Source organism: Streptomyces xanthii (genome assembly GCF_014621695.1).
GTDB classification, from domain to species: domain Bacteria; phylum Actinomycetota; class Actinomycetes; order Streptomycetales; family Streptomycetaceae; genus Streptomyces; species Streptomyces xanthii.
In genome coordinates this window covers 3,551,421-3,566,705 of the sequence record NZ_CP061281.1, presented here as the reverse complement: position 1 = coordinate 3,566,705, position 15,285 = coordinate 3,551,421, and the positions used below count along the sequence as shown (strand labels likewise).

The window sequence follows — 15,285 nt, the reverse complement described above, 5'->3', positions numbered from 1 at the left end:
CACATCCACAGACAGACGTAAGAGACAGGTAGGTCATGGCCGCCAACAACAACCGCCGCATGTCCGGCAAGAAGGGCGCGCAGGTCGGCAGTGGCGGCCAGCGGCGCAAGGGCCTGGAGGGCCGCGGCCCGACGCCGCCCGCCGAGATGCGCAAGGGCCACAAGAAGAACCGCATCGCCAACGCCCAGGCCAAGCGCACCCAGGGCCGCCCCAGCAACCGCACCGGCGGCCCGCGCGGCAAGGCGACCTCCGAGATGGTCGTCGGCCGCAACCCCGTCGTCGAGGCACTGCGCGAGGGCGTGCCCGCGGTCACGCTGTACGTGCAGCAGTTCATCGACAACGACGAGCGCGTGCGCGAGGCGCTGCAGCTCGCCGGCGACCGCGGCGGCATCCACCTCATGGAGGCCCCCCGCCCCGAGCTCGACCGCATGACCAACGGGCTCAACCACCAGGGCCTCGTCCTCCAGGTCCCGCCGTACGAGTACGCGCACCCCGAGGACCTCGTCGCCGCCGCCTACGACGAGGGCCAGGACCCGCTGATCGTCGCCCTCGACGGCGTCACCGACCCGCGCAACCTGGGCGCCGTCGTCCGCTCCGTCTCCGCGTTCGGCGGCCACGGCGTCCTCGTGCCCGAGCGCCGCGCCGCCGGCATGACGGCCGGCGCGTGGAAGACCTCGGCCGGTACCGCCGCGCGCACGCCGGTGGCCCGCGCCACGAACCTGACCCGCGCCCTGGAGCAGTACAAGAAGGCCGGCATCGTGGTCGTGGGCCTCGCCGCCGACGGCGAGCACGCCGTCGGCGACCTGGCCGCGCTCGAGGGCCCCGTCGTCATCGTTGTCGGCAGCGAGGGCAAGGGCCTGTCCCGCCTCGTCGGCGAGACCTGCGACTACCGCGTCCGCATCCCGATGCCGGGCGGCGCCGAGTCGCTGAACGCCGGTGTCGCCGCCGGTGTCGTGCTCTACGAGGCGGCCCGCCGCCGGGCCTGACCAGGGCCCGGACCCGGACCGGCCAGGGGCTGACCAGGGGTTGACCAGGGACGGTCCGGGCTTGACGGGGTCCGGACATTTCGGTGGGCGCGAGGCAGTGTCCTAAACACACATCACTCGGTTAGATGAGTGTGGACACCAGAACGCCCCGCACTCCCTCGGGGGATCGCTCGTCGGGATTCGACGACGGCCCCGCGCTGAGCATGGTGAAGGTGCCGTGCGACCCGGCGCAGGTCATCGTCAATCACGCGAGCTTCCGCGTGCAGCTCCCCCGGGGGCAACAGACGCAACTCCCGCGCATCGCACGGCACGTGAGCGCCCTGGGCCCGCGCGTCCCCGTCATCACCGCCGCGGGCACCCCCGGTGCCCGGCGCCGCCGCGTCGTCATGAGCGGCGGCGGAGGCCTCGACACCGGCGGACTCCTCCAGGGTGCCCGCCGCGCGGGCGACCCCGTCGACGACGGCGGATCCACCCAGGTCATCCCACGGGTCGACATCGCCCGCGACCTCGCCGACGACCTCGACCTGTACCGGGACGAGCCGACGCAGGAGACGCCCGTCATCGGGCAGCAGGCCGGCGCCCCCGGCACGCGGATCCTGCCTCAGATGCGCCAGGCCGGCAGCGCCTTCGAGGAGACCGGCGAACTCGACCCCGTCGCCTACGCGGACGACGAGTTCGACGGCACCGACGGCACCGACGGCACCGACGGAGACCCCGAGCACGAGCGCGCCGCCCGCCGCTACGGCCCCGTCCGGCACGCCTACTACCCGGGCCGCCGCATGAACCTGGGCGTCGTGCTGCTCCCGCTGCGCGTCTTCCTCGGCTTCATCTCCATCTACGCGGGCATGGGCAAGCTCTGCGACCCCGTCTACTTCGACGGCGGCGAACGCGGCTCCATGGTCAAGTGGCTCAACTCGCTGCACCCGTGGGCCCTCGCCGAACCCCTGCGTGACTGGGCTCTCCAGCACCCCGTCGGCGCCGGACTCGCCATCGCCTTCCTGCAGGTCATCGTCGGTGTCCTGACCGTGCTCGGGCTCTGGCAGCGGCTCGCCGCCGTGTTCGGCGCGCTGCTCTCCGCCGCACTCCTCGTCACCGTCAGCTGGAAGACCGTCCCGGCCTACGACACGCCGGACATCATCTACCTGGCCGCCTGGTCCCCGCTCATCATCGCCGGCGCCCCCGTCTACTCCGTCGACGGACGGCTCGCCAGCGGCGCCTGGCGGCGGCTCGGCCCGCGCGCCGCACTCGGCGAACTCCGCCGCTACGTGCTGCGCCGCGGCACCGTCGTCGCCACCCTCGTCATCGGCGGCACGCTCCTCATCGGCTCGCTGCTCGGCGCCGCCGTGCGCGACGCGGACCGCGTCACGGCCCCCGGCCCCGGCGACACCCCGCGCAACGAACTGCCCGGCTCCCCGCTCCCGTCCGAGCCCGGACACCGCAAGGAGAAGCACCGGTCGCAGAGCCCCTCGGCGGTCAACTCGCCGACGCAGGGCACCACGTCGAGCCCGACCGGCGCACCGAGCGCCCGGGAGACCGCCGGCGCGACCAGCGGCACCACGACGCCCGCCCAGACGCAGGGCGCGACGGCCGGACAGGCCCCGCCGCAGCAGACGGCGCCGCAGCAGTCGGCCACCAGCACCGGCACCACCAGCGGCCCGACCTCCGGCGGCACGACCGGCGGCACCTCCGACGGCGGCACCACCTCGGGCGGCTCCGACGGCGGCGCCGACAAGCCGGGTCTGGTCGGCGGCCTCCTCGGCGGCTGACGGGCTCCACGACCCCCATGACGACGGGGCCCCGCACACACGGTGTGCGGGGCCCCGTCGTCGTACGGGAGCGCTGTGCGGGACGGCTCAACGGGCCTGTGAGGCAAGCTCCTTGGCGGCCTCCGTCAGGTCCTTGGCCGTGTCGATGGCCCGCCAGTACGCGCCCTGCGGGATCGGGAACCCGGCGAGGCGCTTGGCGCGGGCCAGCCGCGGGAACGTGGTCCGCTCGTGGTCGCCGAGGTCCGGCAGCAGCGACGCGAACTCGGCCGAGAACACGTACACGCCCGCGTTGATCAGATACGGCGACGGCGGCGCCTCCACGAAGTCCGTGATGTGACCGAACGCGTCGGTCTCCACCGCGCCCCACGGGATGCGGGGCCGGGCCAGCGCCAGCGTCGCCGTCGCCTCGCGCTCGGCGTGGAAGTCGGCCATCTCGCGCAGCGAGAAGCGTGTCCAGATGTCGCCGTTCGTCGCGTACCAGGGGCGGTCCGGGTGCGGCAGGTGGCCCGCGGCGTACTTGAGGCCGCCGCCGCGTCCCAGGGGCTCCTTCTCGACGGCCGTCGTGACCCGCAGCGGCAGTTCGGCCTCGCGCAGCCAGTCCTGGAGGACCTCGGCGAGATGGCCGCAGGAGACCACGGCGTCCGTGACGCCCTCGGCGGCCAGCCAGGACAGCTGGTGCCCGATGATCGGCATGCCCGTGCCCGGGATCTCCACCATCGGCTTGGGCCGGTCGTCGGTGTAGGGGCGCAGGCGCGAGCCCTGGCCGCCCGCCAGGACGACGGCCTGCGTCGGGCGGTGGTGGGGGAACGCGTGCGGGCCGTGCGCGGCCGGTTCGACGGTCGTCATGACCGGAACCCTAGCCGCGCACGGCCCGTCGGGAAGGGAGGGACCCAGGGGCCCCGAGAGGTCAGCCCCGGAAGCCGGCGACCCCGGAGGCGAAGGACGTGTCACAGACCGGGCGGGCGTAGGACTGCGCGCGGGCCGGGCCGTACGCGTGCACGGCGGCGCGGCCGAGGGCCTTGGCGATCGTCATGCAGTGCTTCGCCAGCGACGGCCGCCGGTCGATCTCCTGCTGGAGGTGGGTGAGCGCGACGCCCGGGTTCTCCTCCTGGAGTTCCTCGAGCAGGCGGTCGCGCAGGATGTCCTGGGGCGCGCGGGACTTGGCGCGCGCCGAGACGTCCTGCGAGGAAGCTGTCAGGATGGAGTCCTGCGAACTTCCCGACCAGTTGACCCGGGTGACCGCGAGGGTCCCGGAGAGCACCAGCATCACCGGCAGGACGAAGGCGAGCGTGCGGGCGGCGCGGCGGGCGGGACCCTGGCCCCGGGCTCGGCGCGACCTCTGGGTGTAGTTAGCGGAGTGCGTCACGCGAGTGAGCGTAGCGGTCGGTGATGATTTGGCGACATTTAGTCACTCGACCGAGGGACGGGTAACGGGGTTTCTTTGCTTGGGCGTTGACGCGCCTGGCCCAAAAGTCCTATTTGCCGGGGTATTTGTCGACAACGAAGGCGCGAACGCGGACCGGAAAAGGGGAAGACCCCCGCACTTCCGCGCGGGGGCCTTCGGCGACCGGTCCTCGACCGGTCGTCGCTGTCGCTCCGGGTCAGTCGGAGAGACGCTCGCCCGTGGACGTCGAGAACACGTGGGTCTCGCCCGGACGCGGGACCACGTGCAGCTGGGCGCCCTTCTCGGGCACCCGGCGGCCGTTGACGCGGACGACCAGGTCCTTGTCCTCGCCGCCGACGCGCGCGGTGCCGTAGACGTAACCGTCGGCGCCGAGCTCCTCGACCACGTTCACGGAGACCGCGAGACCGGCCGGGGCGTCGCTGGAGTCCTTCGTCAGGGACTTCGAGGCCTCGCCGCCGCCGTGCTCCACGACGTCGAAGTGCTCGGGGCGCACGCCGACCGTGACCGTGGTGTCGCCCTTGTCGGACGCGGCCTTCAGGGCGTCGCGGTTCACCGGCACGACCGAGTTGCCGAACTTCACGCCGCCGTCGGTGATCGGCACCTCGACCAGGTTCATCGCGGGGGAGCCGATGAAGCCGGCGACGAACAGGTTCGCCGGCTTGTCGTACATGTTGCGCGGCGAGTCGACCTGCTGGAGCAGGCCGTCCTTCAGCACGGCCACGCGGTCGCCCATGGTCATGGCCTCGACCTGGTCGTGCGTGACGTACACGGTCGTGATGCCGAGACGGCGCTGCAGCGAGGCGATCTGCGTACGCGTGCTGACACGGAGCTTGGCGTCGAGGTTCGACAGCGGCTCGTCCATGAGGAACACCTGCGGCTCACGCACGATGGCGCGGCCCATCGCCACACGCTGGCGCTGACCACCGGACAGCGCCTTCGGCTTGCGGTCCAGGTACTCGGTCAGGTCGAGGATCTTGGCGGCCTCCTCGACCTTCTGCCGGATCTCCGCCTTGTTCACGCCGGCGATCTTCAGGGCGAAGCCCATGTTGTCGGCGACCGTCATGTGCGGGTACAGCGCGTAGTTCTGGAACACCATGGCGATGTCCCGGTCCTTGGGCGGCAGGTGCGTGACGTCGCGGTCGCCGATGCGGATCGCTCCGCCGTTGACGTCCTCGAGGCCCGCGAGCATGCGCAGGGAGGTCGACTTGCCGCAGCCGGACGGGCCGACGAGGACGAGGAACTCGCCGTCCTCGATCTCGATGTCCAGGCCGTCGACGGCGGGCTTGGTGGAACCCGGGTAGACGCGGGTCGCCTTGTCGAACGTGACAGAAGCCATGGCTGTGAAGCCCCCTTCACCGGCAGGAACGTGCCGGACGATCCGTAGTGGAAGGTGGTGAGTGGTGTAGTCCACGCGAGTGAACTGCTGGGACCGTACCCGGCGGGGGGTGGGTATGTCAGCAGGTCGGGGCCTGTGGGATTCGCCGGAATTTTCGAGAGGTCCGCGGACGGCGTTGGTTACACTGCACGGGCTGCCTCCTTAGCTCAGCTGGCCAGAGCAACGCACTTGTAATGCGTAGGTCGTCGGTTCGAATCCGACAGGGGGCTCCACGATCAGCCGAAACCCCGGGTCACCACAGGTGTGACCTGGGGTTTTCGCTGTTCACAGGCCGAAGAGGGCCTGGGCCGCGTGGCGGGTGTCGGTGTACTCGCGGACTTCGGTGATCCGGCCGGCCCGGACCGTGAAGAGGCCCAGGCAGTGGTTGTCGTAGGGGAGGCCGGTGGCCGCTTCGGCCTGGGCCCGCCATTCGGCGATCACCGTGGGGCCGTCCGCCAGGACGTTCGTCAGGGTGATGGTGGGGGTGGTGCCGGGGGCGAAGAGGGACGCCGTGGCCTTGCCGAGGAAGTCGTTGATGATCGCGTCGCGGCCGCGCCAGGTACCGGAGAGGGGGAGGCCGGTGCCGGGGTAGGTCCAGGTCGCGTCCTCGGCGAAGGAATCGATGATCGTGGGCAGGTCGCCGCCGGCCACTGCCTCGATGTAGCGGGTGACGACGGCGCGGGGGGTGGCTTCTGTGGTCATGGCCCCGAGTGAAGTGCTCGGGGCCATGGTGCGGCCAACAACTGCGGTGGGGGTGCGACAACGGGGGGTTGTCGCGGCCGGTCAGCCGCGGCCGGCGATCTTGTCGGCGGCCTTGGCCAGGCGGGAGGACTCGGTGGTGCGGCCGGTCAGTTCGCGGCGGTCGGCGGCGTGGTACGTGGCGTACATGCCGTGGACGCCGAGCCAGCGGAAGGGCTCGGGCTCCCACTTGCGGACCTTGTGGTTGGCCCAGGGGAGGGCCGTGAGGTCGGTGGGGCCGGACTGGCCGGAGTCCTGCTGGACGAGGTCGCGCAGGGTGCGGGCGGCGAGGTTCGCGGTGGCGACGCCGGAGCCCACGTAGCCGCCCGCCCAGCCGAGGCCGGTGGAGCGGTCCAGGCTGACCGAGGCGCACCAGTCGCGGGGGACGCCGAGGACGCCGGACCAGGCGTGGGCGATGCCGAGGCCGGTGAGCTGGGGGAAGAAGCGGGTGAGGATGTCGTACAGGGCCTCGACGGTGTGGGGCTGGGTGCGGCCGTCGTTGTCGGTGCGGGAGCCGAAGCGGTAGGGGACGCCGCGGCCGCCGAGGGCGATGCGGTCGTCGGCGGTGCGCTGGGCGTACATGTAGGCGTGGGCCATGTCGCCGAGGGTCTCGCGGCCTTCCCAGCCGATGGACTCCCACTGGGCGGGGGTGAGGGGCTCGGTGGCGATCATGGAGGAGTTCATGGGGAGCCAGGTGCGGCGGCTGCCCTTGAGGGAGGCCGTGAAGCCCTCGGTGCAGCGCAGGACGTAGGGGGCGCGCACGGTGCCGTAGGGGGTGATGGCGTGCTTGGGCTTGATCTCGGTGACGGGGGTCGACTCGTGGATGGTGACGCCGAGGGCCTCGGCGGCGCGGGCGAGGCCCTTGACGAGCTTCACGGGGTGCAGGCGGGCGCCGTGGGGGGTCCAGGTGGAGCCGACGGCGCCGGCGACGCGGATGCGTTCGGCGGTCTCGCGGGCGCCGTGCAGGGTGCGTTCCTTCTCGCCGTAGGAGACCTCGGTGGCGTGGAAGGCCTTGAGGCGGGCGAGCTGGGCCGGGGTGTAGGCGACTTCGAGGACGCCGCCGTGGTGGATGTCGGCGTCGATGTCCTCGGCCTTGGCGACGTCGATGACCTCGGTGACGGTGTCGTTCATGGCCTGCTGGAGGCGGACGGCGGCGTCGTGGCCGTGGAGCTTGGCGTAGCGGTCGCGGCCGGCGACGCCGTTGTAGAGCCAGCCGCCGTTGCGGCCGGAGGCGCCGTAGCCGCAGAACTTCTGCTCGAGGACGGTGATGCGCAGGAAGGGGGCGGCCTTCTTGAGGTAGTAGGCCGTCCACAGGCCGGTGTAGCCGCCGCCGACGATGACGACGTCGGCGGTCGCGTCGCCGGGGAGGGGCTCGCGGGTGTCGGGGAGGCCGTCGTCGGCGTACCAGTAGGAGATGCCGCCGTTGACGGTGGTGGTGGCGCTGCGGTTCGTGCTGCTCATGGCGGTGGACGTTACTGCGGGGGCGGGGGTTTGCGGCAGGGGGTGAGCGGGACGGGCGCGGTCGCGCGGGTGAGGGGGCGGCAGCACAGGCCGATGAGGACGGCGGTGGCGTGGCCGAGGTCGGTGAAGGTGCGGCCGGTGCCGGTGAGGAGGGGGAGGCCGTAGACGGTGAGGACGGCGGCGAGGTAGGCGTACCGCCAGGGGGAGGGGATGAGGTACGTGAGGACGGCGGCGACGCCGGCGAGGGCGTAACTGACGCCCACGTCGAGGGTGTTGACGGCGGAGGTCGGGGCGTGGCCGTGGTGGATGGCCCAGAGGAGGGCGCCTTCGCTGATGAGGGTGGCGAGGATGTGGGAGGCGGCGACGACGGCGAGCCAGCGGGGGGTGCCGAGGCGGTGTTCGGCGGGGGCGTGAAAGAGGGTGTAGAGCGCGGCGTAGGGCCACCAGCTGCTGCCGTCGATCCAGAAGGCGGAGGCCACGAGGACGCGGACGGGGTTCTGCGACAGCTCGTGGAGGTTGGTCGAGCGCCGGCGCAGGAAGGTCGTTTCGAAGGCGGGGGTCATGTGGTGGAGGGCGACGGTGGTGACGAAGAGTGCCGCCAGCCAGATGTAGGTGCCGGGGGCCTGTCGTACGTAGGTCTTGGCGCGGGGCCAGAGGTGGGCGGGGCGTGCGGGCATGTCTGATTCAGGCATGCGGGTGGGGGCGGGGGCGGGATTGACGGCTCCGTGCCTGTGGAGATGCGTGCCGCGCGCCGCGTTTCCCTCCGGCGGTTAGCCTGCGTCCATGATTCGTGAGGCCAGGGTCGAGGACGTTGCCGTCATTCACGCGATGGTGCGTGAACTAGCTGAGTACGAGAAGGCGTTGGAGGAGGCGCGGGCCTCCGAGGAGCAGTTGCGGGAGGCGTTGTTCGGGGAGCGGCCGGCGGCGTTCGCGCATGTCGCGCAGGACGACGTGACCGGTGAGGTGGTCGGGTTCGCGCTGTGGTTCCTGAACTTCTCGACGTGGCGCGGGGTGCACGGGATCTATCTGGAGGATCTGTACGTGCGGCCGTCGGCGCGCGGCGGCGGGTACGGGAAGGCGCTGCTGCGGGAGTTGGCGCGCATCTGTGGGGAGCGGGGGTACGAGCGGCTGGAGTGGTCGGTGCTGGACTGGAACACGCCGGCGATCGACTTCTACCGGGCGCTCGGGGCGCGGCCGCAGGACGAGTGGACGGTGTTCCGGCTGACGGACGAGGCGTTGGGCGCGCTCGGAGGCTGAGGCGCCGGGGGCCGGTCAGGGTTCGAGGACGACCTTGCCGGTGGTGGCGCGGGTTTCGAGGGCGTGGTGGGCGGCGGCCGCTTCGGCGAGGGGGAAGCGGTGGAGCGCCGGGCGGAAGACGCCGCGGGCGGCGAGGTCGAGGGCGCGGAGTTCGAGGGTGCGCAGGGGGTCGGGGCCGCCGGCGCGGGCGAGGAGCGGGGGGCCGAGGACCGGTTCCTGGGTGATGCCGCGGCGGGTCTGTTCGGCGGGGTCGAGGAGGCGGGGGCCGGTGTCGGCGCCGATGCCCTGGGCGGACCAGCCGAAGACGAGGTGGTGGCCGCCGGGGCCGAGGAGGTCGAGGGCGGTGTCGGTGGTGGCACCGCCGACGCCGTCGAGGAGGACGGTGGCGTGCTGTCCGCGTGCGGTGAGGAAGGCGCGGGCGGTGTCGGCCCAGTCGGGGGTGGTGTAGTCGAGGGCGAGGTCGGCGCCGTTGGCGGTGGCCTGCGCGGTCTTGGCGGGGCCGCCGGCGAGGGCGACGACGGTGCCGCCGGCGTGCTTCACGTACTGGACGAGGAGGGTGCCGATGCCGCCGGCGGCGGCGGGGATCAGGGCGACGGTGTCCGGCGTGACCTTGGTGAAGTTGAGGATGCCGGCGGCGGTGCGGCCGGTGCCGATGAGGGCGACGGCCTGGGCGGCGTCGAGGGTGTCGGGGAGGGCGTGGAGGCGGTCGGTGCCGGTGACGGCCCGTTCCGCGTAGCCGCCGGGGACCATGCCGAGGTGGGCGACGACGCGGCGGCCGAGCCATGTGGGGTCGGTGCCGGGGCCGAGGGCGTCGACGGTGCCGGCGACTTCGCGGCCGGGGATGGTGGGCAGGTCCGGGAGTGCGGGCAGGGGGCCGCGGTGGCCGGTGCGCAGGGCGGTGTCGAGGAGGTGGACACCGGCGGCCTCGACGGCGATGCGGACCTGGCCGGGGCCGGGTGCGGGGTCGGGTGCCTCTTCGTAGGTGAGGTTCTCGGCGGGGCCGAAGGCGTGCAGGCGTACGGCGTGCATGGGGGCTCCCCAGCGGGTGGTGGTCGCCGGCGGGTGCCGGCGGTCGGCCGGGCCGCCGACGCCGCCAGTCTTCGACCTCAAGCGGACTTGAGGTCAAGGGTGGGGGCTTGTGTTCAGGCGGACTTGAGGTCGAGGCCCGGGACGCGGAGGGCGGAGCGCAGGGCGAGGGTGGTCGCCTCGATGGCGCTGGTGAAGGAGACCTCGGACAGGACGCCGGGGGCGGCGACCATGTCCCCGGCGAGGTAGACGCCGTCGCCGCGGTCGATGGCGGGGCGGTCGCGCCAGGTGGTGCCGGGGCGGTCGAGGGCGCCGGTGCGGCCCTTGGCGACGGCGTCGCGGCGCCACACGGTGCGGTCGCGCCAGTCGGGGAAGGCGAGGTCGAGGAGGTGCTCGGCGCGGGCGGAACCGTCGGCCTTGGACTCGCCGGGCGCGATCGGGACCTGTCCCTGGAGGAGGCTCTCGCCGTGCGGGGCGAGCGAGGGGTCCTGTGCGGTGAACCGTTCGAGCCAGGCCGGGAAGTCGATGCCGGAGACCGCGAAGGCGTCGCCGCGGCGCCGTCGCAGGGCGAGGTCGATGAGGGTGGTCCGGCCGCTGTCCCAGACGAGGGTGTCGTCGCGCAGGAGGCGGCGGGCGGCGTCCAGGGAGGTGGCGACGACGACGGGGGAGTCGGTGGGGAGGGTGTCGAGCCGGCTGAGGGTCTCGACGCGGACGCCGAGGTTCCAGGCGCGGGCGGCCATGCGGTCGATGACGGACGACCAGCCGCCGACCGGATAGTGCGCCTCGGGAGGCAGTTTGGCGGTGCGGCGCAGGCGTTCCTGGACGAAGCGGGCGGAGAGCGAGCCGGGGTCGTGGTGGAAGAGGGCGACGGCGGTGTAGTGGGCGGCGGCGCGGGCACCGTCGGGGCCGACGAGACGGCTCGCCCAGGTGGTGAAGTCCTCGTCCACGGGCGCGCGTTCGGCCCGGTGGCGCAGCAGGCGCAGCAGGGCGGCGGGCGGGGTGCGGCGCAGGACGCCGCCGCGGTGGAAGCGCAGCCGGGCGCCTTCGAGGGGCGGTACGGAGGCGATGGCGCCGAGCAGGTCGCGGTGCTTCAGCCAGGTCCAGTGGGGGCCGCCGTTGTAGAGGGCGTGGGGGCCGTCGTGGGTGCGGTGGGCGGCGTCGGCGGTGCGGGCGCGGCCGCCGAGGGTGTGGTGGGCCTCGTGGAGGGTGACGCGGGCGCCGGCCTCGGCGGCGGTGATCGCGGCGGTCAGACCGGCGAAGCCGCCGCCGACGACGGTGAGATCGGGGGTCGTCCTGCGGGCCATGCGGTGCTCCTGCCTTCGTGCGCGCGTTCCGTGGGCGCTGGGGTGGCTTTCACGGATACGACGACGGCGGCACCCCCGGATGTGACATCGGCCGGGGCGGGCGCGGATCGGCGCTGGTCGGGAGGGGTTGCGCGGCGTTGTCAGTGGGGCCGGGCAGCATGGGGGCATGGTCGACAGGAGTGGTGGCGGGAGCAGGGGCGGGGCCGGGGCGGCGAAGGTGCGGCGGGCGCGGCGGCCCGAGCTGCGGCTGCCTCCGCTGGAGCCGTGGCCCGCGGGGGCGGGCCTGGAGCCGGACGGGGACTACGACGGGGTGGAGCTGCGGGGCGCGGACCTGTCGGGGCAGGAGGGGATCGGGGCGCGGTTCATGGACTGCGCGGTCGAGGAGTGCGCGCTGGACGGCACGGACCTGGGCCGGGCGCGCATCCTGGACTCGTCGCTGAGCGGGATCAGAGGCGTGGGCACGGATCTGGCCGGGGCGACGCTGCGGGACGTCGAGGTGGTGGACGCGCGGCTCGGCGGGACGCAGCTGCACGGGGCGGTCCTGGAGCGGGTGCTGATCCGTGGCGGGAAGATCGACTATTTGAATCTGCGGAAGGCGCGGCTCAAGGACGTCGTGTTCGAGGGCTGTGTGCTGGTGGAGCCGGACTTCGGGGGCGCGCGGCTGGAGCGCGTCGAGTTCCCCGGGTGCGTGGTGACGGGGGCGGATCTGTCGGCGGCGACGCTGGTGGACGTGGATCTACGGGACGCGGCGCGGCTGGAGATCGCGCGCGGGGTGGACCGGCTGGGCGGGGCGGTGATCTCGACGGCGCAGCTGCTGGATCTGGCGCCGGTGTTCGCGGCGGCGCTGGGGGTGCGGGTGGAGGGGTGAGCGGGGGCCGCCCGCCGGGGCCGGCCGGCCGCTATTTCGTGCGGGGGAAGCGGGCCTGGAGGTCCCAGATCGCCGGGTTGTCCGCGAGGTCCTCGTGCATGTCGGTCAGATCGGCGATCAGGTCGTGCAGGAAGTCGCGGGCCTCGCGGCGCAGTTCGGAGTGCGAGAAGGTGAGCGGCGGTTCGTCGCCGGGCATCCAGTCGGCCTCGATGTCGACCCAGCCGAAGCGGCGCTCGAACAGCATGCGGTCGGTGGACTCGGTGAAGTCCAGCTCCGCGTACTGGGGGGTGGCGCTGCGGCTGCCGCGCGGGTCGCGGTCCAGCTGCTCGGTGATGTCGCACAGGGCCCACGCGAAGTCGAGCACCGGCACCCATCCCCAGGCTGTGGACAGCTCCCGGTCGGCCTTCGTGTCGGCCAGGTACACGTCGCCGCTGAACAGGTCGTGGCGCAGCGCGTGGACGTCCGCGCGGCGGTAGTCCGTCTGCGGGGGGTCCGGGAAGCGGCGGGAGAGGGCGTATCCGATGTCGAGCACGTACGTGATGGTGTCACGTGCGTGCGCGGGGCCGCCCCGCGTGCGGGGCGGCGGTGCGCGGGGGTACGGGTGCGGTGGGGTGGGCCGGGGTGCGGGGGTGTGTGGCTCAGGGCAGGAGGCGCTGCTCCTTCGCCACGGCCACGGCGCCTGCGCGGGTGTCGACGCCGAGCTTGTCGTAGATCCGGCCCAGGTGGGTCTTGACCGTGGCCTCGCTGATGAACAGGGCCTTGGCGATCTCCCGGTTGCTCAGGCCGTGCGCGAGCTGGGCGAGGATGTCGCGCTCGCGGTCGGTGAGGGTGGGGCGGGGCTTGCGCATATTGGCCATGACGCGGGAGGCGACCGGGGCGGAGAGGGTGGTGCGGCCCTGGGCGGCGGCGTGGATCGCGGCGAACAGTTCCTCGGGGCGTTCCGCCTTGAGCAGGTAGCCGGTGGCGCCGGCCTCGATGGCGCGGGTGATGTCGGCGTCCGTGTCGTACGTGGTGAGGACCAGGACGTTCGGGCCGCCGCCCGGGGTCGCGGTGAGGCGGCGGGTCGTCTCGACGCCGTCGATGCCCTCGCCGAGCTGGAGGTCCATCAGGACGACGTCCGGGGTGAGCTTGGCGGCCAGGGCGATGGCCTCCTCGCCGGTGCCGGCCTCTCCGACGACCTCGATGTCGGGGGCGCTGTCCAGGAGGGCGAGGAGGCCGGCGCGGACCACTACGTGGTCGTCGCAGAGCAGGATCTTCACGGGCTGGGTCATGATGGCGCGGGTCTCCTCGGGTGGGCTGCGGTGTTTATTGTGCGGGTCGAATTGGTGCGGGGCCATCGCCGTCGGGGGTCGCGATTTCGTCGCCGGGTGCGGGCCAGTGGGGCTTCTCGCGCAGTTCCCCGCGCCCCTGAAATGCAGACCCTTCGGGTCGCATTTCCCCGACGGGTGACCGCCCGATGGAGATGGCGCACGAAGTGCGCATCTCCAGGGGCGCGGGGAACTGCGCGACCAGCCACGACGGCGGGAGAGTCGAAGATCGAGCCCCTCCGGCGGGAGAGTCGTAGATCGAGCCCCTCCGGCGATTGAGGAGCGGGGGCCGGGGCGGAGTCCCTGGGAGGGGTCAGGCTCGGGGGGACAAGGGGATCGCCGCTGTCAGGACCGTGCCTTCGCCCGGGGCGGAGTCGAGGGTCAGGGTGCCGCCGAGCTGGCGGACACGGGCGCGGATCGCGGGAACCCCGTGCCCACGGACACCGGTGGACGCGTCGGGAAGCGTCGCGGGGTCGAACCCGGTGCCGTTGTCGACGACGTCCAGGACGACCTGGTCGTCGAGGAGCGTCAGGGTCACCGCCGCCTCCGTCGCCCCGGAGTGTTCGCGGACGTTGGCGAGCGCCCCCTGCGCGATGCGGAGCAGCGCCGACTGCACCCGGTCCGGCAGCCGCGGCGTACGCCCCCCGTCGTCGATGTGGACCCGCACGGAGAGCCGCTCGCCGGAGGCGCGCTCGGCGACCGCGTGCAGCCCCGCCTCCAGCCCGTCGGCCAGGTCGGCCGGGGCGAGGTCGTGCACGAAGCGGCGCGCCTCCGTGAGGTTGTGCTCGGCGATCGACGTCGCGGTGTGGACGTGGACGCGGGCCTTGGCGCTGTCGGTGTCCCAGACGCGCTCGGCGGCCTGGAGCAGCATCTGCTGGCTGGACAGGCCCTGCGCGAGGGTGTCGTGGATCTCCATGGACAGCCGCTGCCGCTCGGCGAGGGTGCCCTCGCGCCGTTCGGAGGCGGCGAGTTCGCGCCGGGTGCGGATGAGGTCGTCGATGAGGGCCCGCTGCCGCGCGGCCTGCCGCTGCATCTGCGTGAAGATCGCCGTGGCGAACGCGGCGACGGCGGCGGGCCCGATCACCAGGTCCTGGTCGAACCGCCCGGCCAGATGCAGCTGGGCGAAGATCACGACGACGGTGAGCAGCCCCACCAGGACGTACGCGGCGACCGTGGGCAGGGTGCGCAGGATCGCGTAGAAGAGGGGCACGGCCACCCACGCGAAGCTGGGCGCGACGTCGACGAGGACGGCCCAGACGACGATCACGACGACGAGCCAGGCGAGGCGGCGCGGCCGGGGCCAGGGGATCGGGGCTCCGGGCGGCAGGTTCGGCACGGTGCCGCGGCGCGGGCCGACGATGTAGAGGACGGCGAGAACCGTGGCCAGGGTGATGACGTAGGGGGCCTTGACCTCTTCGCCGTGCCGCTGCACGAACCGGATCATGGACGAGCCGAGCAGGACGAAGAACGCGACGCTCATGAGGATCTCGAGCCAGCGTCCGTCGGGGTCGTGCTCGGTCAGCGGGCCGGGTGCCGGCTCGTCCGCCGGACGGGCATGGCGTCCGGTGCGGGCGGGGTCCCGTCGGTCGGCGTCCGTCATGGGCGCACCTCCTCTCCTCCACACGGCGCGGGCGGGCGCGTGCGCGCCGCCGCGATCGAGTCCGTGAAATGGGCAAACATTCCCATTCTCACCTGCTTCGGCGCTGCAGGGGTCAACCGTTCGGATGACCCCCGGGTCGGCCGCTCGGGCCGCCGCGACCAGCCGGAACGTCGACGGGCGGGGGCGGGTCGC

15 protein-coding genes and 1 tRNA gene are annotated in these 15,285 nt (G+C 73.1%); 5 read left to right on the top strand and 11 right to left on the bottom strand.

From position 1 onward, the window contains the following. The first annotated feature begins 35 nt into the window (after window positions 1–35). Together rlmB and IAG42_RS16130 are read left to right on the top strand one after the other, a co-directional pair. Window positions 36–986: a 23S rRNA (guanosine(2251)-2'-O)-methyltransferase RlmB gene (rlmB, locus tag IAG42_RS16135; RefSeq protein ID WP_188337690.1), complete on the top strand. Its 951-nt coding sequence runs from the start codon at window positions 36–38 to the stop codon at window positions 984–986. Between the two features lie 131 nt (window positions 987–1,117). Next, window positions 1,118–2,752: a DoxX family protein gene (locus tag IAG42_RS16130; protein ID WP_188341423.1), complete on the top strand. Its 1,635-nt coding sequence runs from the start codon at window positions 1,118–1,120 to the stop codon at window positions 2,750–2,752. Window positions 2,753–2,839: 87 nt separating this feature from the next. On the opposite strand, the gene IAG42_RS16125 is transcribed toward IAG42_RS16130, so the two are convergent. The 3 genes from IAG42_RS16125 to IAG42_RS16115 all read right to left on the bottom strand — a co-directional run bounded on the left by IAG42_RS16125 (window position 2,840) and on the right by IAG42_RS16115 (window position 5,493). Beyond that, window positions 2,840–3,598, bottom strand: coding sequence for a nucleotidyltransferase family protein (locus tag IAG42_RS16125; RefSeq protein ID WP_188337689.1), 759 nt, complete (start codon window positions 3,596–3,598; stop codon window positions 2,840–2,842). 61 nt (window positions 3,599–3,659) lie between these two features. Next, window positions 3,660–4,118, bottom strand: coding sequence for a hypothetical protein (locus IAG42_RS16120; protein WP_188337688.1), 459 nt, complete (start codon window positions 4,116–4,118; stop codon window positions 3,660–3,662). Between the two features lie 235 nt (window positions 4,119–4,353). Next, window positions 4,354–5,493, bottom strand: coding sequence for an ABC transporter ATP-binding protein (locus IAG42_RS16115; RefSeq protein ID WP_188337687.1), 1,140 nt, complete (start codon window positions 5,491–5,493; stop codon window positions 4,354–4,356). Between the two features lie 195 nt (window positions 5,494–5,688). Here IAG42_RS16115 and IAG42_RS16110 point away from each other — a divergent pair. Beyond that, window positions 5,689–5,765, top strand: a tRNA-Thr gene (locus IAG42_RS16110). Window positions 5,766–5,817: 52 nt separating this feature from the next. Here the strand turns inward: IAG42_RS16110 and IAG42_RS16105 are convergent. From IAG42_RS16105 to IAG42_RS16095, 3 genes are all read right to left on the bottom strand, one after another. Further along, entirely contained in the window at window positions 5,818–6,234 is a 417-nt protein-coding gene (locus IAG42_RS16105; protein WP_188337686.1) for a nuclear transport factor 2 family protein, read from the bottom strand. A gap of 81 nt (window positions 6,235–6,315) precedes the next feature. Then, entirely contained in the window at window positions 6,316–7,731 is a 1,416-nt protein-coding gene (locus IAG42_RS16100; protein ID WP_188337685.1) for an NAD(P)/FAD-dependent oxidoreductase, read from the bottom strand. A gap of 11 nt (window positions 7,732–7,742) precedes the next feature. After that, entirely contained in the window at window positions 7,743–8,408 is a 666-nt protein-coding gene (locus IAG42_RS16095; RefSeq protein ID WP_223206025.1) for a rhomboid-like protein, read from the bottom strand. 106 nt (window positions 8,409–8,514) lie between these two features. Between IAG42_RS16095 and IAG42_RS16090 the strand changes: the two genes are divergently transcribed. Further along, the gene (locus tag IAG42_RS16090) at window positions 8,515–8,988 is read left to right on the top strand and encodes a GNAT family N-acetyltransferase (RefSeq protein ID WP_188337683.1); all 474 of its coding nucleotides are present in this window, start codon (window positions 8,515–8,517) and stop codon (window positions 8,986–8,988) included. Between the two features lie 15 nt (window positions 8,989–9,003). Here the strand turns inward: IAG42_RS16090 and IAG42_RS16085 are convergent, their stop codons facing one another. Both IAG42_RS16085 and IAG42_RS16080 read right to left on the bottom strand, forming a co-directional pair. Next, on the bottom strand, window positions 9,004–10,017 hold the full coding sequence (locus tag IAG42_RS16085) for a zinc-binding dehydrogenase (RefSeq protein WP_188337682.1): 1,014 nt from the start codon (window positions 10,015–10,017) through the stop codon (window positions 9,004–9,006). A gap of 113 nt (window positions 10,018–10,130) precedes the next feature. Continuing rightward, complete coding sequence (locus tag IAG42_RS16080) at window positions 10,131–11,318, bottom strand: NAD(P)-binding protein (protein ID WP_188337681.1); 1,188 nt, start codon at window positions 11,316–11,318, stop codon at window positions 10,131–10,133. A 166-nt stretch (window positions 11,319–11,484) separates the two neighbouring features. Here IAG42_RS16080 and IAG42_RS16075 point away from each other — a divergent pair, with 166 nt between their 5' ends. Then, window positions 11,485–12,186, top strand: a complete 702-nt coding sequence (locus tag IAG42_RS16075; protein WP_188337680.1) for a pentapeptide repeat-containing protein — start codon at window positions 11,485–11,487, stop codon at window positions 12,184–12,186. Between the two features lie 31 nt (window positions 12,187–12,217). Here IAG42_RS16075 and IAG42_RS16070 read toward each other — a convergent pair whose 3' ends face one another. The 3 genes from IAG42_RS16070 to IAG42_RS16060 form a co-directional block, all read right to left on the bottom strand. Further along, window positions 12,218–12,718 (bottom strand): hypothetical protein, encoded by a 501-nt coding sequence (locus tag IAG42_RS16070; RefSeq protein ID WP_188337679.1) that lies wholly within the window; start codon window positions 12,716–12,718, stop codon window positions 12,218–12,220. Between the two features lie 106 nt (window positions 12,719–12,824). Beyond that, the gene (locus IAG42_RS16065; protein WP_188337678.1) at window positions 12,825–13,457 is read right to left on the bottom strand and encodes a response regulator; all 633 of its coding nucleotides are present in this window, start codon (window positions 13,455–13,457) and stop codon (window positions 12,825–12,827) included. A 349-nt stretch (window positions 13,458–13,806) separates the two neighbouring features. Beyond that, window positions 13,807–15,093: a sensor histidine kinase gene (locus IAG42_RS16060; protein WP_188337677.1), complete on the bottom strand. Its 1,287-nt coding sequence runs from the start codon at window positions 15,091–15,093 to the stop codon at window positions 13,807–13,809. Window positions 15,094–15,285: the final 192 nt, after the last annotated feature.